This window comes from Haloquadratum walsbyi J07HQW2, from assembly GCF_000415985.1.
GTDB classification, from domain to species: Archaea; Halobacteriota; Halobacteria; order Halobacteriales; family Haloferacaceae; genus Haloquadratum; species Haloquadratum walsbyi_B.
The window spans coordinates 2,931,511-2,954,934 of record NZ_KE356561.1; the positions used below are offsets into that span (position 1 = coordinate 2,931,511).

The 23,424-nt window shown below is 47.7% G+C and carries 19 protein-coding genes and 1 pseudogene; 11 read left to right on the plus strand and 9 right to left on the minus strand.

Annotated features, from left to right (window positions below):
- Positions 1–27: 27 nt before the first annotated feature.
- From J07HQW2_RS13830 to J07HQW2_RS13835, 3 genes are all read right to left on the minus strand, one after another.
- Positions 28–492, minus strand: a complete 465-nt coding sequence (locus J07HQW2_RS13830) for a LamG domain-containing protein (protein WP_021056200.1) — start codon at positions 490–492, stop codon at positions 28–30.
- Positions 493–671: 179 nt separating this feature from the next.
- Complete coding sequence (locus J07HQW2_RS18910) at positions 672–857, minus strand: hypothetical protein (RefSeq protein ID WP_021056201.1); 186 nt, start codon at positions 855–857, stop codon at positions 672–674.
- An 86-nt stretch (positions 858–943) separates the two neighbouring features.
- Positions 944–1,525: a hypothetical protein gene (locus J07HQW2_RS13835; RefSeq protein WP_048075311.1), complete on the minus strand. Its 582-nt coding sequence runs from the start codon at positions 1,523–1,525 to the stop codon at positions 944–946.
- 36 nt (positions 1,526–1,561) lie between these two features.
- Between J07HQW2_RS13835 and J07HQW2_RS13840 the strand changes: the two genes are divergently transcribed.
- Positions 1,562–1,915: a hypothetical protein gene (locus tag J07HQW2_RS13840; RefSeq protein WP_021056203.1), complete on the plus strand. Its 354-nt coding sequence runs from the start codon at positions 1,562–1,564 to the stop codon at positions 1,913–1,915.
- Here the strand turns inward: J07HQW2_RS13840 and J07HQW2_RS18915 are convergent.
- The 3 genes from J07HQW2_RS18915 to J07HQW2_RS13850 are packed head-to-tail and all read right to left on the minus strand — an operon-like array spanning position 1,904 to position 2,684.
- Positions 1,904–2,182, minus strand: coding sequence for a hypothetical protein (locus J07HQW2_RS18915; RefSeq protein ID WP_021056204.1), 279 nt, complete (start codon positions 2,180–2,182; stop codon positions 1,904–1,906). The two genes, J07HQW2_RS13840 and J07HQW2_RS18915, sit on opposite strands and share 12 nt — an antisense overlap.
- The gene (locus J07HQW2_RS18920; RefSeq protein WP_021056205.1) at positions 2,149–2,391 is read right to left on the minus strand and encodes a PIN domain-containing protein; all 243 of its coding nucleotides are present in this window, start codon (positions 2,389–2,391) and stop codon (positions 2,149–2,151) included. The genes J07HQW2_RS18915 and J07HQW2_RS18920 overlap by 34 nt, the downstream gene beginning before the upstream one ends.
- Positions 2,391–2,684: a UPF0175 family protein gene (locus J07HQW2_RS13850; protein ID WP_021056206.1), complete on the minus strand. Its 294-nt coding sequence runs from the start codon at positions 2,682–2,684 to the stop codon at positions 2,391–2,393. Before J07HQW2_RS13850 ends, J07HQW2_RS18920 begins: the two co-directional genes overlap by 1 nt.
- Positions 2,685–3,058: 374 nt before the next feature.
- Here J07HQW2_RS13850 and J07HQW2_RS13855 point away from each other — a divergent pair, with 374 nt between their 5' ends.
- From J07HQW2_RS13855 to rad50, 3 genes are all read left to right on the plus strand, one after another.
- A complete protein-coding gene (locus J07HQW2_RS13855) occupies positions 3,059–4,780 on the plus strand; it encodes a hypothetical protein (protein WP_021056207.1) in 1,722 nt (573 codons plus the stop codon).
- A 583-nt stretch (positions 4,781–5,363) separates the two neighbouring features.
- A complete protein-coding gene (gene mre11 / locus J07HQW2_RS13860; protein ID WP_021056208.1) occupies positions 5,364–6,938 on the plus strand; it encodes a DNA double-strand break repair protein Mre11 in 1,575 nt (524 codons plus the stop codon).
- Positions 6,939–9,635 carry a DNA double-strand break repair ATPase Rad50 gene (gene rad50 / locus J07HQW2_RS13865; RefSeq protein ID WP_021056209.1) on the plus strand — a complete coding sequence of 899 codons (2,697 nt, stop codon included), beginning with the start codon at positions 6,939–6,941 and terminating at the stop codon, positions 9,633–9,635.
- A 71-nt stretch (positions 9,636–9,706) separates the two neighbouring features.
- Here the strand turns inward: rad50 and J07HQW2_RS13870 are convergent, their stop codons facing one another.
- The 3 genes from J07HQW2_RS13870 to J07HQW2_RS13880 form a co-directional block, all read right to left on the minus strand.
- Positions 9,707–10,159: a DUF7346 family protein gene (locus J07HQW2_RS13870; RefSeq protein WP_021056210.1), complete on the minus strand. Its 453-nt coding sequence runs from the start codon at positions 10,157–10,159 to the stop codon at positions 9,707–9,709.
- A gap of 183 nt (positions 10,160–10,342) precedes the next feature.
- Positions 10,343–10,816 (minus strand): DUF7322 domain-containing protein, encoded by a 474-nt coding sequence (locus J07HQW2_RS13875; RefSeq protein WP_021056211.1) that lies wholly within the window; start codon positions 10,814–10,816, stop codon positions 10,343–10,345.
- Positions 10,817–11,006: 190 nt separating this feature from the next.
- The gene (locus J07HQW2_RS13880; RefSeq protein ID WP_021056212.1) at positions 11,007–11,195 is read right to left on the minus strand and encodes a DUF7331 family protein; all 189 of its coding nucleotides are present in this window, start codon (positions 11,193–11,195) and stop codon (positions 11,007–11,009) included.
- Positions 11,196–11,414: 219 nt separating this feature from the next.
- Here J07HQW2_RS13880 and J07HQW2_RS13885 point away from each other — a divergent pair.
- The 7 genes and pseudogenes from J07HQW2_RS13885 to J07HQW2_RS13915 form a co-directional block, all read left to right on the plus strand.
- Positions 11,415–12,329 (plus strand): annotated as a pseudogene (locus J07HQW2_RS13885) (3'-5' exonuclease); the annotation flags it as partial.
- A gap of 389 nt (positions 12,330–12,718) precedes the next feature.
- Positions 12,719–17,806: a DNA polymerase domain-containing protein gene (locus J07HQW2_RS13890; protein ID WP_021056214.1), complete on the plus strand. Its 5,088-nt coding sequence runs from the start codon at positions 12,719–12,721 to the stop codon at positions 17,804–17,806.
- A 359-nt stretch (positions 17,807–18,165) separates the two neighbouring features.
- Positions 18,166–19,098, plus strand: coding sequence for an ABC transporter ATP-binding protein (locus tag J07HQW2_RS13895; RefSeq protein ID WP_021056215.1), 933 nt, complete (start codon positions 18,166–18,168; stop codon positions 19,096–19,098).
- 69 nt (positions 19,099–19,167) lie between these two features.
- Positions 19,168–20,598: a Fe-S cluster assembly protein SufB gene (gene sufB / locus J07HQW2_RS13900; RefSeq protein ID WP_021056216.1), complete on the plus strand. Its 1,431-nt coding sequence runs from the start codon at positions 19,168–19,170 to the stop codon at positions 20,596–20,598.
- A gap of 2 nt (positions 20,599–20,600) precedes the next feature.
- The gene (gene sufD, locus J07HQW2_RS13905; protein WP_021056217.1) at positions 20,601–21,815 is read left to right on the plus strand and encodes a Fe-S cluster assembly protein SufD; all 1,215 of its coding nucleotides are present in this window, start codon (positions 20,601–20,603) and stop codon (positions 21,813–21,815) included.
- 290 nt (positions 21,816–22,105) lie between these two features.
- Positions 22,106–22,687: a hypothetical protein gene (locus J07HQW2_RS13910; protein ID WP_048075704.1), complete on the plus strand. Its 582-nt coding sequence runs from the start codon at positions 22,106–22,108 to the stop codon at positions 22,685–22,687.
- A complete protein-coding gene (locus J07HQW2_RS13915; RefSeq protein ID WP_021056219.1) occupies positions 22,684–23,136 on the plus strand; it encodes a metal-dependent transcriptional regulator in 453 nt (150 codons plus the stop codon). The genes J07HQW2_RS13910 and J07HQW2_RS13915 overlap by 4 nt, the downstream gene beginning before the upstream one ends.
- Positions 23,137–23,424: the final 288 nt, after the last annotated feature.

Sequence of the window (23,424 nt, forward strand, 5' to 3'; positions counted from 1 at the left end):
GCGACCAGCGTGAGTAATTTCCCGGGTTTAGTTTTGTCTCGGCATACTTGCTGTATCGCGCAGCGCCGTGACCTCGCTGTCCAAGAACGCGCGGTCGTAGATCCGCACATCGTCGACGGCACCCCCGAGCGGGCGGACTTGTGAGGGCGATTGCCCGATCCACGTCGCCCCAGAACCCGTGTACAGGGGACGGTCTATCGGCTCTGTCGTCTGCTTGCTTCCATCAACGTAGAGGGTGAGCTCTCCGTCTGCCACGGCGGTGACGCTAATATGATGCCACTCGCCGTCAAGATACGAGCCACTCGTTGTGACTGTCCGAAGGTCACGGTCGGCTTCGGCCGCCTGCGCAGTATCACTCCCACGCCGAAGAATCTGCTGTCGTCGTCGAACCAGAGGACGAACGTCCGTTTCTCGTAGGACCTCCCTGTCGGGTCCTGTCTGGCGAGAATCGTTCGGAGCCGGCTGGCGTCTTCGTCTTCGGTCCTCGCCCACGCCGAGACGGTGAACTCCGACAGCCCGAAGATCTCACCGGTGCCGACCTCAATGTAGCCGCCGTCAAACGCAGCCGCGTCATCGACCTTCTCCATGACCGTCGACACGCTGCCGTTTACTGTTCCATCGTTCCGGCCGAGATAGTCTGTGGCGGTGCAGTTTTCGAGATCGTTGAGTGGTCAGTAACTCACCAGCCCTGCGGTGGGGATATCATTGCCACCTCCGCTGACCTGCCCGGTGTCACTGCCGTAGAGACCCGAATTCAGTCCTTCGAGCGCGTTGTTCAGTCGGCGTCTCCGTTCAGCGGGGATGTCACCTCGCTTCACGTTCGGCGAGTGGGCGACGAAATCCGAGAGGTCGACCATTCAGTTCACCTCCGTCGACGAGACGCTACTGTTGAGGCTTAATTCGTCCGCCCGGGAGGGTTCGATACGTGGCATCATTGGGTTTCCTATCGTTTGTTCACGCTGGCGCTGATACTGCCGTCAGATTCCAAGACATTTTCATACGCGTTGGCGGCACTCCGGGTCTCAAAGAAAAACTGGAAGTCCCCGTCTCTGTAGTCCTCTGACGTTATCTTGTACTGATAGCTCGGCACCAACGACGACAGGTTGTAGTTGTCCGTCTCTGGATCGAGGTAGATTGGAGCGATCGACTCGCCGTTGGCTGCCGTATGGTTGCTGATGGTTATATTGGTCAACTCAACGCTGCTGAATTCCTCGTGCGTGAACAAGCCGATCCCACCCCAGTCGTTGTCTCTCGTCTCAACGTTGTCGAGACTCACCTCCTTACAGTTAGACAATGCGAGCCCGACACCGCTCGTGTTCTGACCGGCCAGAGTGACGTTACTGATTGTGCCACCCTCGACGCCACTGAGATCCAGTTCCGTCTTGTACGAGCGCTTCACTGTAATTGAGTCGACGGTTGTCGGGTTGCCGGGAAGACCGTCGTCCGGACCGAACGGCTGGATCTTGATGCCGTAGCTTCCCTCGCTCGACTCGTCGTTGAGCAGGCGGCAGATATCCTCGAACACGTCTCAACGGATGAACTCGTCACGCGTATCGGAGAGATGCGTGACCAGCTCAACGAATATCGCTCTGAATACGGCGTTGACTCTCCTGAAAAACTGACTGTCGAGCAGACGAACCAGACGCTCACTGAAACAGCATCAGAACAGCCAGAGGTCGGTGCAGAGACGATTCAAGACTGTAAGTTCCTGCGCCGTAATCTGGCATTCGCAAGCGCCGCTCTCTCTCGATTGCAAACGCAAAACGGTTCGTCGACGAGGATATGCGCTCGATTGGCGCTAGCGTTTCTCCTTAGCTCAGTGATGGATACCGTCGGATTCCTCCCACAACTGAGGTCGTGGGCTTCCCCCTTGTATCTCTGTGAATCCAGGCGACAGGAGAGTTCACTCGGCTAGCTCTTTGAGCTTCTTCTGCACCTGTGCGTAGATTTTCGGATGTAGGTTCATCCCCTCGTCCACGAGATCATACAGGACGTCGGTCGCCTCATCAGCAGTCAGGTCTCCGTGCTTGGCACAACTGAGCAGCAGCGTCGTCACCCACCAGCACTCCACGCCGTGCGTTCGAACAACTTCGATGAGGCCCTTGTCGTTGGCAATGAGGATCTCCTCGTCAGCCTCTGCGAGCAGAATCACTGACGCATCCGTAACGGCAATCCCCTCCATTGAGGCGACTTCCCCGGCTGACGCTGGAGTTTCTGGATGTCGACGTCCTCAAGAAACGTGTCGAGCGCCGCTGTGCCTCGCTTTCCTTCAGTGAGAACTTCTGTCCGTACGTCTACTGTCGTTCGGATATCATCGAAGACAGTCGAGATGAGATCGAGCCGACCGACCCACGCAAGCGGAATCAGTGCGGAAGAATCAACAACGACCATCAGATTCGGTTTAGGTCCCGGTCTAGGTCGTCAGCCGTATATCCGACGTCGATTCCCTCCTCGGCGGCGAGGGTGAGCATCTCGACATACGAGATGTCCGCGAGTTCGGCTGCCTTTCGGAGCGTGATGCTTTGCTGGCGGAGCTGTTCCAGTGCCCGTTCTTTGCGCCAATCAGTAAGCCCCTGTCGGATGAGCCGTCGAAGCACCTCCGACCGGTCAGCACTCATCTCTGCTTCGAGTTCGGTGAGTGCCTCCTCATCATCTTCCGGGATCCGCGTGGTGACTGGCTTCATCGTTACGATCAATTTCGTTACGATACAGATTAGATGTAACGGTCAGCCAAATCTGGCATTCTTGTACACTACGGTTAAGTCGTCTTCAAGCATACTCTCGATTGAGTCTTGAGCGGCTCAACATAGCAAGTTAGGAAAGGCGATCCTCGTCTTTCCATTTTACACTTCCCGAGTAGCGTCATCTTCCAGTGTGACAAGAGCAGAGTGAATTGCTGTAGGTCGGAACAACTTCGCAGGTTGCTCTGTTAGAGAAGGGCAGTATTTGTGGGGGCTACAATAAAGAATCGCATTACAGCGTGGTGATGAGCGTAGTACAGTTATATTCAGTTCAATCGTCTATGCGAGTGGAAAGCATGGTCGCTTTCTAACTTGCTATGAGTGAAAACACCGACAGTGTCCACCTCTCCGAGGCTGGTCACAAGAAGAACGGAAAATCTAAAATCGAAGATGAGAACCCGACCCACATCGCCCGTCGCTACGATGGGTGGTTCACCGAACTCCGCTCCCTCAATCATGAGGAACGTCGTCGCCTGGACGGTAACGTGGAGTCGCAACACTCACTCTCTGAATTCCCGTCTGACTCCGAACACGAGTTCGAGACTGATGAGCGAGAGAGCGAGAGTACCATTGATTGCTACGGCTGGAGCAACGACCAACCGATGGTCCCCTCCCGTAGTGACGAGCGAAGGGCTGAGATGAACGCAAGAGGCCGTCCGGCTGATGCGATCTCTGAACATGACGCTCTCTCGACTGGCAAGTACATCTACACGGGCCACGACCGCCTGACCGACCCAACTGGCGATCAGTTGACGGGCACTGCGTCTGGCCTCGAAGAGTACATCCCCACGAGTTCGTCTACTGTCCCCGAACAGCTGGGACGGAAGCTCGAACCTGTTGAGACCCTCGACCCGGACACCCAACGGCTGCGTGAGCTGAAGATCATCCCCGAGGATGAGCAGACGCCTCGCGAATCGGAAGGTGTCACGACGCCCGATCTGGAAGTCTTGCTTCCCTACGGCGAAGTTGCCTTCCTTCGGAACGTCGTCCCGAATCCCGAGGACTACTCTCGATCGTCGATAGCCGGAATCGAATTCCGCCTCGCGTTGGACGAAGAGCTGACTCGGAGTTCTCGTAGTATCGATGAAAACGGTCACATGACGGATGTGGTCGCTCTCTTGGACCGACACACAGACCTCCTTGCTCGCTTTCGCACGGAACACGATCAGACGATTCCCGAGCGACGGAATCTGAACGTGAAACAGCAGGTCTACAGTCGTGCTGCGCCGTTGCGAAAACTGGGTGCAGGAGATTCCGAGCCTCGTGAGGATGTTCTTGCCGAGACACGCAGACTGCTCGACGGAGATTCACCACACGAAATTCGGAAATCGCCGGTCACTGTTGCTTCCAACCTTGCACACCGTGTGCTGGATGGAACTGACATTACGACCGCGTTCCTCTCCCTTGTCGATGAGGAACAGACCGACCCGAGAAACGTCATCAGAATCAGCGCGATTTTGAAGGCAAATCTCGCGTCCTCGAAAGGCTACGTCATGACACAAGGTGTCGTGAAGAAGATCTACTACCCACCGGTTCCTAGTATGAAGTTTGCTATGATCCTGAAGGATGGTAACCGCCGTGAGGACGAGGTCCGTGTTTCTGTTTGGGAGTCCAGCGAATACGAAGAGACTGCGTCAACGGCTGACCCCGGTGATGTCGATGGCGAAGTCCTGATCTCGAAGAAGAGCTTCATCGAACCGAACGAAGGCAACGTTGTGCGACTGGTGGATTTCAAGCTTCCACGCGAGAGATCCAAGCAGACGTATCAGGGTCAACCGAAGCTTGACTCTCGATGGGCATCTGAAATCGAGATCATCGAACACGCTCCGACGACGTCATCTACCCAGACATCGACGATTGCCAGACCACAACGTGTTGGTCGTTCGTTGAGTCCATCAGATGGTGATGAACCAGTTCTGCGGAGTTCAGCTGCGAATTTCGACGGTGAAGTTTGTATCTCCTGGCCCGAGCCAGTGATGACTGCTGACTGTATCGCCGATGAGCTCACCCGCATTGCCCGGACTGGTGATGCTGCATGAGTACACGCGTCCGTACTCCGTGGTGCGGATTCGATGACGAAATACCGTCTCCGTACTGTCACCCCGAAATGTAACGAACCCTAACAACAACCCGAGTTCCCCGACGAACTCAGAACGCTAAATCTTCCTTTTCACAAACCACAGAGCGAGAGGTCTTGCTACTGGTCGCAACCTCTTAATCATCCATATTCGGGATTCAGTAGCGACATCGAAAGATGTGGAATGTAGAGGATGTGACGGATGTGACGCTACAGTGAATGTGAACGGCAAATCAATTGATTGAGTGTCTGGGTCAATCACTCCACCACAATTGCCTTTGTTTAGATCAAAACAGCTGAGTGCTGCAAAAAATCATTTGCGTGGGTTCCTCATTTATGATACGCACATCGACCTCCATCGGCTCTCATAACTGCTTCGCATTCATCATAATATCGGCGTGCCCGGTCAAGAAAATCCGTGACAAGTAGTGGTTTCTGTATTACTAGATATATCTTATACCGCCGATAAGCGCTAATATGATTCGATTGTAAACTAAACGCATTCGCGGAACGGTTTTAGGCATAACCATCCAATATACTATTAAATGACGCGGGTGATTCATACCGGCGACACCCATATTGGATACCAACAGTACCACTCGCAAACACGGCGCGAGGACTTTCTTAATGCTTTCAGACAGGTCATCGCTGATGCATGCGATGCTAATGTCGATGCAGTTGTCCATGCAGGTGATCTCTTTCATGACCGTCGCCCATCATTGCCAGATCTTCTTGGCACAATCGATATTCTTCGAGATCTGCGTGAGGCTAGCATTCCATTTCTTGCCGTTGTCGGTAACCACGAATCGACTCGTCGTGGACAATGGCTTGATATTTTCGAGCGAATTGGGCTTGCTGAGCGGCTTGATGAATCGCCGCGGTATATCGACGACGATCTTGCACTTTATGGACTCGATCACGTTCCACCATCTCGACGAGAAGATCTCGAATATCAATTTAATCCGCACGAAGCCACTCATGCTGCCCTTGTTAGTCATGGACTATTCACTCCGTTTGCACATGCAGACTGGGAAACAGAAACGGTGCTCACAGAGGCATCAGTCGAATTTGATGCACTGCTACTTGGGGATAATCATGTTCCTGGTATCGAGACGGTCAAAGACGCTTGGGTAACGTACTGTGGCTCCACGGAACGGACAAGCACCACTGAAGAGTCTGCTCGGGGATATAATCTTGTCAATTTCGACACCGATATAGATATTCGTCGTCGAAGTCTAGAAACACGTCCGTTTGTGTTTATATCGGTTGATCTTTCCGCAGATGAGGGATCGGAACGGGTCTGCGACCGCCTCCGTGAACACGATCTTGATGATGCCGTTGTCGTGACTGAAATTACCGGTGACGGTAACTCTGTCCCACCAGCTACAATCGAGACCTTCGCAACTGACCACGGCGCACTCATTGCTCGTGTAACTGATCGTCGTGATCATCCTGAGGAAGGAGATACTGGCGATGATATCTCATTTGCTAACCCAGACACTGCCGTTGACCAACGGATCCGAGAGCTTGAGCTTTCGACAGCGGCGCACGATATTGATACCACCATTCGCTCAGCTAGTGTCTCTGATTCGAATATCCGCAATACTGTCACTGAGGATGTCTCAGATCTATTAACTGATGAGTCACTCAACGCGTTCGACCCCACTTCTGCGACTGAGACAGACACATCCACTCAAACAAATACAGCGACAACAGAGAACGTACAATCACAATCAGACAAGGCAACATCGAATCACACACAATCTACACAGCAATCACATTCGACGACACCAAATGAGAAGTCAGATGTTGAGACTGATGAGAACACGGATATCATTACAGATGCCCAGGATATTGCAGACACAAACAAAAAAGCCGATATGGATACCGGTTCAGATGAGCTGGAAGATGTCTCTGAGTTAAATATAGAGTCAGAGTCGGAATTACAATTAGAGTCGGAGACTGAATCAGAATCTCACACACAGGTCGAGCCGAATTCGAATACAAATATGAATACGGATAAAATCGATAGCACAGAGCCATCTGTTGATGAATCAGATGGGTCTGAGGATGATCAACCAGATTCGGATTCAAATCAATTTACAATGGGTGACTTTTAAATGCGCTTTGATCATATTACTCTTGAGCATTTTAAGCCGTACGCAGACGCAAGTTTGGACCTTCGAGATGGAGTGACAGTTATTCACGGGCTAAATGGTAGCGGAAAATCATCATTGCTTGAGGCTTGTTTTTTTGCACTGTATGGCGCACGAGCACTCGATGAGACACTTGATGACATTGTCACGACTGATGAAGATGATGCGACGATCGAACTCAGCTTTTCACATGCTGGATCACAGTATCACATCAAACGACGGCTTCGACGGAGCGGTGACCGGATACAGACAGTTCAATGTACACTTGATGGTCCAGACACAGAGATTGATGGGGCGACTGATGTCAGAGCATTTATAACCGACATTCTCCGGATGGACGCTGAAGCCTTTGTTAACTGTGCGTATGTCCGCCAAGGAGAGGTGAATAAACTCATTAATGCAACTCCGACCCAACGGCAGGCGATTATTGATGATCTACTTCAGCTTGGTCAGCTCGAAATGTATCGTGAGCGTGCTTCTGATGCCCGACTTGGCGTTGAGGATATTCTCTCTGAGCAACGGGGTGCACAAACTGAACTTGAGACACAAATCGAACGGAAAGAAGATGCTGGTCTTCATGAGCAACTTAATAAATACGAAGCTGCCAAAGCCGACCTTGATTCGGAAATTGAGCGATTTGAGGAAAATAAAGCACGCGCTGAGGAAACCAGAGATAATGCGAAAGAAATCCTGACATCATATAAGAATACACAAGAGGAATTAAGCAAATTAGACTCTGAAATTGAGGATCTCCAGACAACTATCGAAGAAGATGAGTCAACCCGTTCAGACCTTCGTAATAATGTTAAAACAAAGACTGAACGGGTCGAGACGCTCTCATCGGCGCTCACTGATGCATTATCATCTGCTGAGGTTACATCAGCTGACGAAGAGTCACTCAGGACACGCCGATCTGCTCTTGAAAAAAAAGAATCCTCAGTCCGTGACTCACTACGGACAACACGACAGCAGCGAACAATGTTTGAAAACCAAGCTGAAAAGCTTACTGAGCGAGTCGATGATCTTGAATCACGTGCTGATGAGCTTCGAGAACGGGTCTCAGAAGCAGAAACCACAATCACAGAGGCAAAAGAGCGAATTACAGCCCAACGAGACACTCACTCAACAATTACAGAGCAAATAACGGCAGTACGTGAACGGTTTCGCAATTCGCCGGCTGATCTGGGTGATGCGATGGGATATCTTGAGACGCTTCAAAAAGATCGTGATGACATTCGTGACAACCTTGCATCCGCTCGGGCGTCCCTCTCAACTGTTCAAGACCGTCGTGATGAAGCACAGACACTACAAGAGGCTGGCAAGTGCCCGACATGTGAGCAGTTGGTCGAAGGGTCACCGCACGTTGAGGCAATTGATGAATATGATACACAGATCGAGACACTCACTGACCGTATCACCGAACTTGAGGAAAGACAAGCTAAAGTGAATGATAAAGTTGAGACTGCTGAGTCCCTTGTCGAGGCTGAGCGGCAGTTTGAAACTCTCAAAGAGCGGAAATCTCTCGCAAGCGAGCGGATCGAAGACGCTCGTGAAACAGTTGATGAACAGACTGAAATAGTAACGTCACTCCGCGAAGATGCAGAAGAACTTGATACAGAAGCGGAACAAAAGCGGGAGGCAGCGGCGACACAGATGACGAACGCTGAGACGAAAGCTGAGGAGATATCTGCGTTTGAATCCAAGCTGGAAAAGATCGGTAGTGCTCGTGACCGTCTAGACGATCTTGAGGAGATTCAATCAAAAATTGAGAACACGAAAACGGAAATCGAGCGCCTACGTGAGCGTCGTGAAGAAATCGCAAATCGAAATGATGAACGTCGTGAGTATCTGCAGGCAAAACGCGATCGTCGTGCAGAACTCGCTGCAGATGTTGATGAATCACGGATTAAGAAAGCACGAGATAATCGCGAACAGGCGACTTCATATCTTGAAGATGTCTCAAAAAAACTTGATGAATTGCGCGAAGAGCGTGATACTATCCAGAGTCAGATTGGAAGTGTCCGTGGAGAACTCGAAAACTTAGCTGAACTTCGAGAGAAGTATACAGCAATTAATGAGCGTGTCAACGCGCTTGAGCAACTCCATGAGCAAGTTGAGACCCTCTCATCAACATATCGGGAACTGAGAGCTGATCTTCGTAAACAAAATGTCGAAACGCTTGAGCGGATGCTTAATGAGGTATTCAATCTTGTATATGACAACGATGCTTACTCTCGGATTCAACTTGACGATGCGTATAAGTTGACTATTTTTCAAAAAGATGAAACCGCTCTCAATCCAGAGCAACTCTCAGGTGGCGAGCGAGCATTATTTAATCTATCATTACGCTGTGCAATATATCGGCTGTTAGCGGAGGGAATCGATGGAACAGCCCCAATGCCACCGCTTATTCTAGATGAGCCAACTGTATTTCTTGATGCTGGACACGTTGGTCGACTTGTTGATCTTATCGAGGATATGCAACGCCGTGGTGTCGCACAGATTCTAATCGTGAGTCATGATAAAGAACTCATTGCAGCAGCAGATCATCTTGTAACGGTTGACAAAGACCCAACGAGTAATCGATCTTCAATCAAACGCATCGATGACCCACAGCGAACAGCACTTAGCGGTGCGAGCCCAAATAAAACGCCACAGTAACGATGAATCTCTGTCGCATATACAGATATAATTGAGCAGCTATCTCAAGCTTCCTAACTCTCTAACCATCACTAACTATTGACTACTGATTGTTGTGGAAGTGACCGAAGAGATTCAATTGCAGATTTGGTCATTTCTGTCGGTTCATATCCACGTTCACCATATATCTCCGCTTCAGTAATAAGTCCAGCAGCACGAAATTCAGCAAGTTGCCCGTTTAGATCTGATTCACAGTAATCGTATGCGTCAATCATAGCCACGACGCTGAGCCCTTCTCGATCGGTAAGCTCAACCAACAGTCCGAGTGCCTCCTCATTATGACTTGCAGTAAGTACAGTTCGAACCGGGTTTGAGACTCCACTTGCGGCAGCAATAAGTGATGAGTCATCTGCATCAGCGATTGTTAATTTTTCATTCGGGACATATCGCTCCTCACCTGAGCGTGGGTCGCGAATAAGACTTGACTCACTCGACTCTTTGCATAGTAAATATTGAGTGCCATCAGTATGATATACAGTCCGCATTCATTATAGATACTTAGTGAGACAGTATAAACCCATTTCATAGGGGTCATAAGTTTGATATCGAACATCAGGGCTTGCTGGCAGAGTCACAGCATTCCTTCTACATATTGACTTGATACGGCTTAGCTACTAGCTTTTATACAATAGCGGGACAAACCCTTTAGATCCAGGCGGAAGAGAATGTCAAGAACTGACATTGTCATCATTATCCTCATCACCGACTCTGAGTGCATCCTCACCTGCCGTTGAAACAGACTGAGAGGTAGTGGCATTTGGTTCATGACTATCATCGTTTGGACCGCTGATATGCTGATAATATTGCGTTGTCAATCTATACGTTCGATACAACGCAATACTACCGAGAGCAATACTACCACCACCCCAGTTCCACTGACCGCGAAAGCCAATCAGAAGGATTCCAATTCCAATCCCACCTACCGCGATATTTCCAAAGACAATTGCGAGCATAAAAAATCGTGCTTGTTTACCACTAATTGTCCCCTCAAATGCTTTTAGTCCGGATTCCTCACCCACATCTTTCGTGGTGGGGATGTCAACTGACGGAATCGATACGAGGTCACGTTCTGGGTCGCCCCACCGTGATTCAGGATCATACTCTGTTGGTTCATCAGGCCAGTTATTATCATCAAACGGCATATTTATGCGACTATCCGAGGAAGCAAAAGCAGTTCCTTCGATATCAATCCCTCAGCTATATGCTTTCAGTTCAGTATATTCCATCCACTCATCAAAAGATAACAACAGAAAATTTTGTATCGTATACGATTATTGATTCACTGATCCAATATGACACTACTTGTTCTGGGTGGGTAACTTTGGGTCGTAGCTAGCAATATTCACTGAGTATGATTGTCTCTGACGTCTCGACCCATGCAAGAGGGTTCTGTGGATCATAAAACACGATGCCATCATCGACCTCATACGACTCAACATCGCTAAGTCCTCTTGCTTCACCCACCCGTGCCGGTACAGGCGGCGACTCATCCGTTTGCTCGGAGTCCGCATGGTCGGACATCGTGTTGAATGGTACAATGTGGCATGACTTATATCAATCGGTGCTATCAGGATATTTTTTGAATTACCTATCAGACAGATATGTGACTACTGAATCCATATTATCATCATCTATGATCGAGTCCCAAATTATTATCAAAATCGGCTGACGACGTCATTAGTTAATATGTCGAGTCCACAAATGCCGAAGTTTTTAGCCAACAATATCAAATAAATCGATATGAAACAGGCAGGGCTCACAGACAACTGGAGTGATGCCGTTGATAGCGGTGCCGGCACATCCAACGCCCGGCCCGATGCAGAGGCTCTTGCGGTGGCTGGTAATGATACACAGCATGTCTCTGCGGTTGTTGACGCTGATGAGGTTCGATTTCCTGATGCAGAAGGGACAGTTGATCTACTTGTCACGCAGGTTAATTATAGCGTTGAGCGTGCCGGACACGACGAATATCCCGTTATCCACATTTTTGGACGGACAGCTGATGATGTTTCCCATCATGTGCGAGTTCTTGGGTTTGAACCCTATTTTTATGCCCCAACGGAGACGCTTGATGATGATTTACTCGACAACGATGCCATTACACGGACTGAACCAGGATATGAGAGTATCCGTGGTCAGGAGCTAACGAAGATCTGCACGCGAACACCGCGAGATGTTGGACAGATCAGAGACGATTTTGATCATTATGAAGCAGATATTCTCTTTCCTAACCGACTATTGATCGATAAGGATATCAAAAGTGGAATTCGAGTTCCAGCGCGACGACTTGCAAATAAACCACAGACGATTCAGATTCCTCATAACGAAATTCAACCGGTTGATGTTGAGGCAAACCTTCGTGTGAACACGTTTGATATTGAGGTTGACGATCGATCCGGATTCCCCGAGGATGGTGAAGAGCCGATTGTTTGTCTTACGAGTCACGATTCTGAACGTGATGAATATATTGCATGGCTTTATGAAGCACCAGACGCAGCAGAAGATGTTGAGTCTCCTGATTTAATCAATCATGATGATCCGATTCGCTCAGGCACAACTGCTGATGTTCGGATATTTGATCACGAAGATGCAATGCTCGATGCATTTGTCTCCTATATTGAGCAAACCGACCCTGACATCTTAACAGGCTGGAACTGTCTCCCATCAGATTCCCGTATTCAGATGGCCGATGGAACCGAAACAGAGATTCATGATATTGAAATTGGAGATACGGTTATCGGTGCCAGAAACCAGCACTTGGTCACGACAGAGGTGACGAATAAGTGGGAAAGTGAAACAGAGATTTATGAGTTCTCTCTCGCAGATGGCACGTCCCTTCGATCCTCTGGCGATCATCGGATTATGATTGATGATGCCAATACGGTTGACTGGAAAAATGGTAGTGATGTCGAAGCGGGAGAGTCTGTACTCAAACCACGACAGTTGCCAGTCGAGGATCCGACCGTGCCATCAGCTCATGAGCTGCTTTCATCCGAGTTCAATAAAATCCAAATCCAAATCCAAATAATCCATACGGTGATGCCGTGGGTGCACTCGAAGAATCAATAAATACAGTTTCATTGAATCTTCGACAGTCATCGATTCAAACAGATACGCCCTCAATAGCAGATGGAGGATATCAACAGCACGTTACTGAGAGTGATGAACCTGATTTAAGATATACCGTCACTGAACAGGAACTATACTCTCTGGGGTGTGCACTACATGATCAAACCATATTAGAACGAGATACCGTCGCACCCCCCACAGATACTACATCACCAAATGAAGCAACTCTAAATGAGGACAGCCTCAGGGATATTCAGGATCAATCTGAGTCGACTCTCATTGATGCAGCTAATGATATAGGGGATTCAGTTGGGGTCGATGCACATATCATTGACTTTTCAACAATATATGAGATGCCACAATCACACATCGCAAGGTTCCTTGCAGGTACACTCGACGGTTACGAGAGTATTCCATCTCATCTAACATTTGCCACAGAATCTCCAGCCACTGCTAGGTGGTATACACGATTATATCGACGCCTTGGCGTCTACGCACAACAACAAGCAAACACTGTTCAGATAGCTAATAACACATGTGATCTTCAGCGATTATCTAACGCTATCTTGCCACATCTGCACTGTTCAGAGACTATTAAGCGGATTGAGTCTCATGTCAGTGCCGTTTGCGATCAATTCTCAGAACGCTCACAGACATCTACATCTATTGTTGATTCGGATGCTGATGAAGGCGAGACACGACAGTTTACTAATAACAGAAATCGAGAAACGTCTGATTCAATCCATCCAGACACCAGTGAATATGATGATAACTGGGATCCGTACGTTTCCATCGAAATTGAAGAAATAACTGTCACTGGAACTGAAATAACCTACGACATCGAAACAACGACGCACAGTTTTGTTGCTGATGATTGTTTGGTACATAATTGCGATGACTTTGATGTACCATACTTCCTGGACCGAATGGAAGTCATCAATCCACAATCTGAGTATGATTTGACACCCGAACGGTTCTCACGGATTGATGAGGTATGGCGAAGTGGATGGGGGGGTCCAAATATCAAAGGTCGAGTGGTTTTCGATCTGCTTTATGCGTATAAACGGACACAATTCACTGAATTGGAGTCATATCGATTAGATGCAGTCGGAGAACTCGAACTCGATGTTGGAAAAGAGCGCTATCCTGGTGATATCGGCGATCTTTGGGAGCAAAATCCGAAGCGACTTCTTGAATATAACCTTCGTGATGTTGAACTCTGCGTTGAAATTGATCGTAAACAGGATATTATCGCTTTCTGGGATGAGGTGCGATCCTTTGTCGGTTGTAAACTTGAGGATGCAACGACACCGGGCGATACTGTTGATATTTATATTCTTCATGAAGCACACAACCGCTTTGCTCTTCCATCGAAGGGACGAGCTGACGCCGAAGATTATGAGGGTGGTGCAGTTTTTGACCCCGCAACTGGCGTCAAGGAGATGGTCGGCGTTCTTGACCTGAAGAGTCTCTATCCAATGGCGATGACCACAATCAACGCCTCACCGGAAACGAAAGTAGACCCACAAAGCTATGATGGTGATACCTTCCGTGCACCGAATGGAACCCATTTCCGGCGGTCTCCAGATGGTATTATTCGTGAGATGATTGATGACCTCCTCGCAGAGCGCGAGGAAAAGAAATCACTTCGTAATGAACATGACCCCGGTGAGTCAGTGTATGAGCAGTATGATCGACAACAAACTGCTGTAAAGGTCATCATGAACTGTTTCACACCAGATACAGACGTTCTTACGCCGAATGGTGTTCGAAATATCCGCGAACTTGCTGTTGGTGATGATGTCTACTCACTCAACCCTGAAACAATGCAAATTGAAATAAAACCGGTCAAGCAAACGCATGCATATCCGGACTATCAGGGCGATCTCGTCGATATACAGACAAATGAAATAGATTTCAGTATAACACCAAATCACCGAATGCTTGTTGAGGCGACCACAGCAGACACTGAGTCTATGAATGATTATGAGTTTATTGAGGCTGGTAATCTTGATGCAGCCTCACAGTATGAGCTGCCACACGACTGGTCTATTAATCATGATGACTCACTTGGTGAGTATATCGATATAATATCTCTTCTGCAAGAACAAAAACAAACGCCATCATGCGCACACAGCGTCCTTTCTGATGGTGGAACGACTATGACCACTACAACGACTGTGGGGGACAATCACGGCGATGTGACACGTTGTATTGACACTGATACATTTATGTCAGTTATCGGCTGGTATATCGCCACCGGGAAGATATCGCGCACTGAAGATGGAGCCGATTGCGTTCATCTACAACTTTCACAGATAGACACCAACTCACGAACGCAACTCACGACGCTGCTTGATAAACTGGGTGTTGATTGGCAGATTGATAACAATCAGATCTACTTTGTCAACCCTATCTGGACTGAACTGCTTGATACCATCTGTGGGCGAAAGGATGCAGACAAGCATGTTCCTGAGGTTATCTTCGACGCTTCTGGAGATCAGAAACGAGCATTTTTCGATGCAATCATAGAGGGATCAGAATCACAACATAACGACTCATACCAGTATTATACATCAAGCAAAGATCTCCGTGATGACATCCTTCGATTGTGCATCCATATCGGAATTCACGCGCAGTATAGCGACACTGGTTCTGAGTCTTGGCAGATTGACTACACTGAGACATCGACGCCCAGTTTCAATATGACTCAAAACGGCGGGCGAAGCACTGCCGAGCAGGGAGTTTACTGTGTTACTGTTGCGGACAATCATACGCTCTTAGCTGGACGAAATGGAATGTTACAGTGGACCGGGAATTCGCTGTATGGTGTTCTTGGCTGGGATCGATTCCGACTGTATGATAAAGAAATGGGAGCAGCAGTCACGGCAACTGGGAGAGATGTCATTGAACATACCGCTGATGCAGCGAGTGACCTCGACAAAAGTGTTATTTATGGAGACAGCGTCACTGGTGATCGCCCAGTTGTTGTTCGGGACCCAACAGGTCGTATCCAGATTGTTCCCATTGAAACGTTGTTCGAGTTAGCGACTGCACCAAAGCGAAACACGCGTATCACCGCGGATGGCGCACCAACTGGAAGCTCTGGACTTCCAAAAGAACGCCGTCATCTTGACCAGTGGGAAGCGCTGTCACTGAGTGATACCGGTGAGACAGAATGGCAATCAATTAAACAAATAATCCGTCATCAAACTGATAAAGAAATCCTCACCCTCCAGCATGAGGACGGTGAGTCAACGACGACTCGTGATCATTCATACATCACTGCTGATGATGGCGAATATGTCGAGACATCTCCAAAAAATGTTGATGAACCACTTTCTATTCCAGAGATAGCTCCGGTCAAAACAATCGAAACAATTGATATATATCAGATACTGACAGCAAATACACAGACGCATGCAGGAAGTAACATCGACCCCGGTGAATGGCTTCCATCCACAGATTGTATTCACGCTAACGACGAGTGTGTCTGGATTAATCCGACAGGTGAAGAGCGAGAAGACTCAACACCCACAATTCAACGACATATTGATTTGACGAGCGATGCGGGACATGCACTTATTCGCTTCCTTGCTGTGTGTCTATCCAGTCGAAGTAAATCGACAGTTAGGACAATTGAGTCCAAACAGTATTTACAGATCATAGGACCACATAAATCAGAAATAAAGACCTGCAAGGTAGCCATAGATCAACTATTCACAAATGTAACCACTCGCATCGCAGGAGATGCTGAAAACAACACGAATACTGGTGATTCCACGTTTAGATGCCATATATCGACGACACTCGCTGCGACAGTTATGACCGCGTTCGTGGGTCATCCTGCAGAGAATAACCAGCTTCCTTCGGTTGTGTATCATCTTCCGGACGCTGAGCAGTCGTATTTTATTCAACAACTAATCCGACCAAAATCAAATGAGTTGCTCAGCTGTCCTCAGAATATTGATGATTCGATATCTATAGAAAGTGACTTTACCACCAGTAGTCGTGAACTCGCCGCTGGTGTGTCTATGTTGCTTACACAGTGTGGGCAGTCATACTCAATATTACAGCGAGGCAGTGAGGATGTATACACGATACAAGTTGGTGATCCCCCATCCTCTGAGTGTGAGCCAATGCTCATTGAGACAGCTGACTCGGGATATGTATATGATCTCAGTGTCGAAGCGAATCAGAACTTCGTTGATGGACTCGGTGGGCTGGTACTACATAATACCGATTCAGTGATGCTGGAGCTTGGCGGTGGCATGACCAAGCAAGAAGCGATTGAACAGTCATTCGAGGTTGAAGAGTACATCAATGATTCTTATGATAAATTTGCCCGCGAAGAACTCGGTGCAGCACGACATCGATTCGAAATTGAGTTTGAAAAACTCTACCGGCGATTTTTCCAGGCTGGCAAGAAAAAACGCTATGCGGGTCATATTATCTGGAAGGAGAATAAAGATGTCGACGATATCGATATTACTGGATTTGAATACAAACGGTCAGATATTGCACCGATTACGAAAGAAGTACAGCGGCGTGTCATTGAAATGATTGTTCATGGTGAAGGAACAGATACTATCAGTGAGTATCTAACCGATATCATCAATGATTTTGAGTCCGGTAACGTACCGCTTGAGGATATCGGCATTCCAGGTGGAATCGGCAAGCGATTAGAATCATATGACACAGCAACTGCCCAGGTACGCGGGTCGAAGTATGCGAATGAATTCTTGGGCACGAACTTTGGTCGAGGTTCAAAGCCAAAACGCGTGTATCTCCGAAAAGTGCATCCATCGTGGTTTCGTGAGCTGGAGTCTGAAGACAGATTCGACCCACAACGCCATGGCCTATATCGTGAATTTAAGCGTGACCCTGATGTCATTTGCTTCGAATATGAAGACCAGATTCCTGATGAATTTGCAATTGACTGGGATCTCATGCTGGAAAAGACGCTGAAAGGTCCAATTGAGAGAATTATCGAGGCTCTTGGTATGTCATGGAAGGAAGTGAAATCTGGACAAGAACAGACTGGCCTTGGTAGCTTTACGTAACTGACAGCTACAATTGACATTTCATTGTTTAGGGTCTACAATCTTTATTTGGTAAATAACCAAATGTTACATGTAATACGTCGCGTTATATACAGCATAGTTCAGTATTGAATAGGACACTCACAGTATACTGTACAAAAACATGATTATTCAGTTTGCAAATTAGCACTTTTTCCTGTTAGGAGAACCTGTACATGCCGTTTTGATCATGAGAGTGTATCTTGATGATCTTCTTTTTAATCCTCAATTTTTTGCTGTTGAACAAATAATTTTTCTCTCAAAGAAATTGTGAAATGGTAAATCCGTAACCATTATGAGTGAGACTTGCCATTGTAAATATACGAGGTAACGATATCAAAATGGCAACACTGGAAATTAATAATCTACAAGCTCGCGTTGCAGAAGAAGATGGTGAACAGATTCTTCAAGGCGTTGATCTTCAAGTCAATTCTGGCGAAATACATGCATTAATGGGGCCAAATGGCTCCGGAAAATCAACAACGGCGAAAGTTATCGCCGGTCATCCCTCGTATGAGGTAACTGGCGGTGAAGTATTATTACAGCTTGAAGAAAACGAGTTTGGCGACGACATCGAAATCAGCGATGAAGACCGAACATGGAGTCTTCTCGAACTTGAGCCAAACGAACGAGCTGCACTTGGCATCTTCCTTGGTTTCCAGTACCCAGCGGAGATTGAAGGGGTCACGATGACGAATTTCCTCCGAACGGCGTTGAACGCTAAACTCGACGAGCGCGAAGAGCTCTTTGAGGAAGAAGAAGCCGACGACGATGAAGAAGCAGAAGAGCTTGATGCCGATGATGCAGCAGGATATGAGAGCTCACCAATGGAGGGTCCAACCGATGATGGCGAAATTGGTGTTGCTGAATTCCAACAGCTCCTGAATGAAAAGATGGAACTGCTTGATATGGATGAGAAGTTCATGCAGCGATATCTTAATGCTGGCTTCTCAGGTGGCGAGAAAAAACAGAATGAAGTCCTCCAAGCAGCCATTCTCGAACCTGCTGTTGCAGTGCTTGACGAAATTGATTCTGGACTCGATATCGACCGACTTCAGGATGTCTCCTCAGGGATCAATGCCCTCTGTGATGAACAAAACACTGGAGTCCTCCAGATCACACACTATCAGCGGATCCTCGATTACGTTGAACCCGACCATGTTCATATCATGCTCGACGGAAAAATTGCAAAAAGCGGTGATGCGTCACTCGCACAGCAACTTGAGGATGACGGATATGATTGGGTACGCGAAGAGGTCTATGGAACAGCATAATACCGATCAGACGATGCGCATGAAGAATAGTATTAAGACTAATACCGATACAACACTTGAAATATAATAATGAGTTCTGAACAAGATCACCTACAAGACACTGACACTGAAGCACGATTTGAGTTCAAAAAGCAGGAAGCCTCCGCATTCAAAACTGAAAAAGGGCTTACCGAAGAAACGATTCGACTAATCTCTGAAGATAAGAATGAGCCAGAATGGATGCTTCAGCGCCGACTTCGTGCGCTTGAACAATTCAAGGCAATGCCGATGCCGACAAGCTGGCCAGAAGCACCTGACCTGAGCGAAGTTGATGTCGAAGAAATCGTCCCATACATCCGACCAGACGTCGATGTACGCGCTGGTGTTGATGACTGGACAGAACTTCCTGACGATATTAAGGATACATTCGACAAGCTCGGAATCCCAGAAGCAGAAAAGAATGCGCTCTCAGGCGTTGGAGCACAGTATGAGTCTGAGGTCGTCTACCAGAATATGCAAGAACGGTGGGAAGAGAAGGGTGTTGTCTTCTGTGGCATGGATGAAGCAGTCCAGGAACACTCCGAAATTCTCAAAGAGCACTTCATGACCAAGGCTGTCCCACCAAGCGATAATAAGTTCGCTGCCCTCCACGGCGCTGTTTGGTCTGGTGGGTCATTCGTTTACGTTCCTGAGGACGTTACCGTTGAGATGCCTGTGCAGGCATACTTCCGTATGAACTCTGAGGGTATGGGTCAGTTTGAGCATACACTGATCATTGCTGAGGATGGTGCCGAAGTCCACTACATCGAAGGCTGCTCAGCACCAAAGTACTCTGCATTTAATCTTCACGCCGGTGGTGTCGAGGTCTTTGTCGGTGAAGACGCCCATGTTCAATACTCCACTGTACAGAACTGGTCAAAGAACACATACAACCTCAATACGAAACGAGCAATCGTTGAGTCCGAAGGTCGGATGGAATGGATTTCCGGGTCAATGGGCTCGAAGGCAACAATGCTGTACCCGTCTTCTGTGCTGAAGGGACGTGGTGCATCTGATAACCACATTACAATCGCGTTCGCCGGTGACGGTCAGGATATTGACACTGGCGCTAAGGTTTATCATAACGCTCCTGAGACGAAGTCGACTATCGAGTCAAAGTCGATTTCAAAAGACGGTGGTCGAACAAACTACCGTGGACTCGTTCACATCGCAGACGGCGCCGAGAATTCCTCAACCGCAGTTGAGTGTGATGCGCTGATGTTTGATAATGAGTCAACATCTGATACGATGCCGTACATGGAGATCAACGAGTCATCTGTTGATGTTGCACACGAAGCGACTGTTGGTAAGATTGGAGATGAGGATGTCTTCTATCTTCAATCTCGAGGTCTTGATGACGATGATGCAAAACAAATGATTGTCTCAGGCTTCATTGAGCCGATTACTGAAGAGCTCCCAATTGAGTACGCAGTTGAGCTGAATCGACTCGTTGAACTTGAGATGGAAGGTAGTCTCGGGTAATAATGAGCACACAACTCCCTGCGGATCTCTCTACGGATACGGTTCGCGAAATTTCATCACAGCGTGATGAACCAGAGTGGCTCCTTCAGACGCGACTTGATGCGCTCAAGTCACTTGAGAGTCTTGACCTCCCCGATGTAATTAAAACACCAGGACGTCGATGGACTGATCTTGAATCTCTTGACTTTGAAAAGCTGGTTGACCCGCTCAACCAGAGCGACAAAACCGCTCGCGTTACCGCTGAGGGAGTCAAAGTACTGCCATTTGCAGATGCAGTCGACATGCATCCGGATGTCGTTGAGTCTGCATTTGGATCAACAGTAGCACTCGATGAGAATTACCTGACTGCACTCTCGGCAGCACTTTTCACCACTGGAACTGTCGTCTACGTTCCAGAGGGTGTTGATGCTGAAGATGTGAAGGTGCGTGCAGAGATGAACTCCCGATCATTATTCAGTCATACGCTTGTCATCAGTGAGCCCTCTTCATCAGTGACAATTCTTGAAAGCATTGAACCCGGGTCAGAATCCGTCGATGCTGATTCCCGGTATTTCTCAAATCTGGTTGAAATAGCTGCTGGAGAAAACTCATACGTACAGTATGGATCACTGCAGACGCTCGATGACAACACGTACAGTTACAGTCTCAAGCGAGCAGACGTTAGCACATACGGGACAGTCAATTGGATCGAAGGCAATCTTGGGTCTCGGTTGACGCGAAGCGATGTTGAATCCGAACTCAACGGAGACTCGTCTGAATCGCAGATTGTTGGTGCATTCTTCGGTCACGAGGACCAGCATTTCGACGTGAATGCTCGGGTCTGGCACAAGGCTGAACACACGACCGCAGACTTGGTGACCCGCGGTGTCCTTGATGATGAGGCTCGATCAGTGTATGAGGGTGTTCAAGACGTCGGTCGTGACGCATGGAGCACAAGCTCATATCAGCGTGAAAACACGCTGATGCTCTCAGATGAGAGTGAAGCTGATGCATCACCAAAGCTGATCATCCATAACCACGATACCGAGGCATCGCATTCGGCGACTGTCGGACAAGTCGATCAAGAAGACTTGTTCTATATGATCTCTCGAGCAATCCAACCAGGTATGGCTCGGGATATGCTCGTTAAGGGATTCTTCGTTCCTGTGCTCGAAGAAATTGCAGTCGATGAATTCCGTGACGATCTTGAAGAATTGATCGCAGCACGTCTTAAGTAGAGCAGATTAATTCGCTCTAAGTTTAATTTTTATTCTTATTTAAATTATTGCTGTTAATTTAATCATATGAGATAATACCAATTAAGCGATAACATGACACATCTCAGCGGGTGATACGGTCAATCTAGTCATAACGTGTTTGTTACTGCATTATTGTATTACACGCGTCCTAATAGCCCTACTACAGGGTTGTTGTGTATGTGAATAACTGTTAAGGGACCAACTCCCTACCAGCAAGATATGATTCAACGTAGAATCGACACCGCAAGCGAAATGCCATGGAGAGACCCGTGAGTGTTGGTCAGCGCGTTGACTCCGACCGACAGCTTGTGCGATTACTACAGATTGGTATCGTTCTTGAAGAAGTTGTTGAGGCTCGAGCCACCAGACACTACCAATCGATTGATGATAGCTTAGATACTACTGAATCACATCATGATGGTAACTCTATACAACACACAGAATATCACTCAGATGATGATGCTGATACTGACACAACAGCATATACCGATGATACACTGGAAGCGTTACTTTCCGATGCTGTCAAGGAATCTGCACGCCATCGAGACCAACTTGAGGAATTAATCAACGTGCTTGATGCTGAGAGCATTGCATTTGATAAGATCCAAACACTCGTTGAGGGGCAGTATGGACGAACAGAACTGGAGGATTTTGACGACGTGATTTATGATCAACTCTGTAATGAGGAAACGGCGTACAAGTTTTATGATGACCTGGTAACGGCGATCCAGGCTTCCGATGTTTCATTCGGCATTGATCGCAAACGGCTTCTAGACGTACTTAAACGGCTTAAAGCTGAAGAAGCAGAGGGTGTCGAAGCTGTCATAAACCTCATGGAGCAACGTAAATGAATACCGCAGACCAATATGTAGAGGCAATATATCTTGAACAGCAAATTGAAAACGGACCAGTCTCGACTGGAACGCTCGCAGATCGACTAGATATTAGCCCAGCAAGTGCAAACGATATGATTGGGAAACTCGAATCACGTAATCTCGTCGATCATGAAAAATACACTGGGGTGACACTCACAGATGAAGGAATTGCACGTGCACGCGAGGCCCTGCAAACGTATTGTATTATTGAACGGTTCCTGATGAATGTCCTTGCTGTCGAGTCATTCCGTACGGAAGCAGATGAGCTTGAACCCGTGATTGATGAACTCGTTGCTGAACGACTCGACACAATTATTGACCGTCATCCAGACTGTCCCGATTGTTTTGATCCTGAGACAAATGCATGCTGTTATCTCGACCTTGTAACTGAGTCAACAAAAACAAACGAACAGCGTGCAGATTAACAGTACATCTCATAGGATTGAATGAGCTGAGCACACTCCAGTTCTCAGTTAGTATATAGATTCAGGTTGAGATTCGAATTCGAATTCACCCCATCGTTTCACATCTCATTATTCGGCGTTTTGAAGATACCACAGGGATGTTTCGATAATTATCATTTAACTGATATTCAACTAGTTGTGGATAGCGATTTGATAATATACATCAATTATACTCAACACCAGATGAGTAATCGAGATTGCATAGAGTCTGATTTCGATGTATGAATTGATCTACTTGCGAATGAACTC

Coding starts and splice junctions, on each gene's coding strand:
- rad50 (WP_021056209.1), top strand. CDS start 6,939: ATGCGCTTTGATCATATTACTCTTGAGCATTTTAAGCCGTACGCAGAC.
- J07HQW2_RS13915 (WP_021056219.1), top strand. CDS start 22,684: ATGAATACCGCAGACCAATATGTAGAGGCAATATATCTTGAACAGCAA.
- sufD (WP_021056217.1), top strand. CDS start 20,601: ATGAGCACACAACTCCCTGCGGATCTCTCTACGGATACGGTTCGCGAA.
- J07HQW2_RS13875 (WP_021056211.1), bottom strand. CDS start 10,816: ATGCCGTTTGATGATAATAACTGGCCTGATGAACCAACAGAGTATGAT.
- J07HQW2_RS18910 (WP_021056201.1), bottom strand. CDS start 857: ATGGTCGACCTCTCGGATTTCGTCGCCCACTCGCCGAACGTGAAGCGA.
- mre11 (WP_021056208.1), top strand. CDS start 5,364: ATGACGCGGGTGATTCATACCGGCGACACCCATATTGGATACCAACAG.
- J07HQW2_RS13850 (WP_021056206.1), bottom strand. CDS start 2,684: ATGAAGCCAGTCACCACGCGGATCCCGGAAGATGATGAGGAGGCACTC.
- J07HQW2_RS13880 (WP_021056212.1), bottom strand. CDS start 11,195: ATGTCCGACCATGCGGACTCCGAGCAAACGGATGAGTCGCCGCCTGTA.
- J07HQW2_RS18915 (WP_021056204.1), bottom strand. CDS start 2,182: ATGGAGGGGATTGCCGTTACGGATGCGTCAGTGATTCTGCTCGCAGAG.
- sufB (WP_021056216.1), top strand. CDS start 19,168: ATGAGTTCTGAACAAGATCACCTACAAGACACTGACACTGAAGCACGA.
- J07HQW2_RS13840 (WP_021056203.1), top strand. CDS start 1,562: ATGCGTGACCAGCTCAACGAATATCGCTCTGAATACGGCGTTGACTCT.
- J07HQW2_RS13895 (WP_021056215.1), top strand. CDS start 18,166: ATGGCAACACTGGAAATTAATAATCTACAAGCTCGCGTTGCAGAAGAA.
- J07HQW2_RS13870 (WP_021056210.1), bottom strand. CDS start 10,159: ATGCGGACTGTATATCATACTGATGGCACTCAATATTTACTATGCAAA.
- J07HQW2_RS18920 (WP_021056205.1), bottom strand. CDS start 2,391: ATGGTCGTTGTTGATTCTTCCGCACTGATTCCGCTTGCGTGGGTCGGT.
- J07HQW2_RS13855 (WP_021056207.1), top strand. CDS start 3,059: ATGAGTGAAAACACCGACAGTGTCCACCTCTCCGAGGCTGGTCACAAG.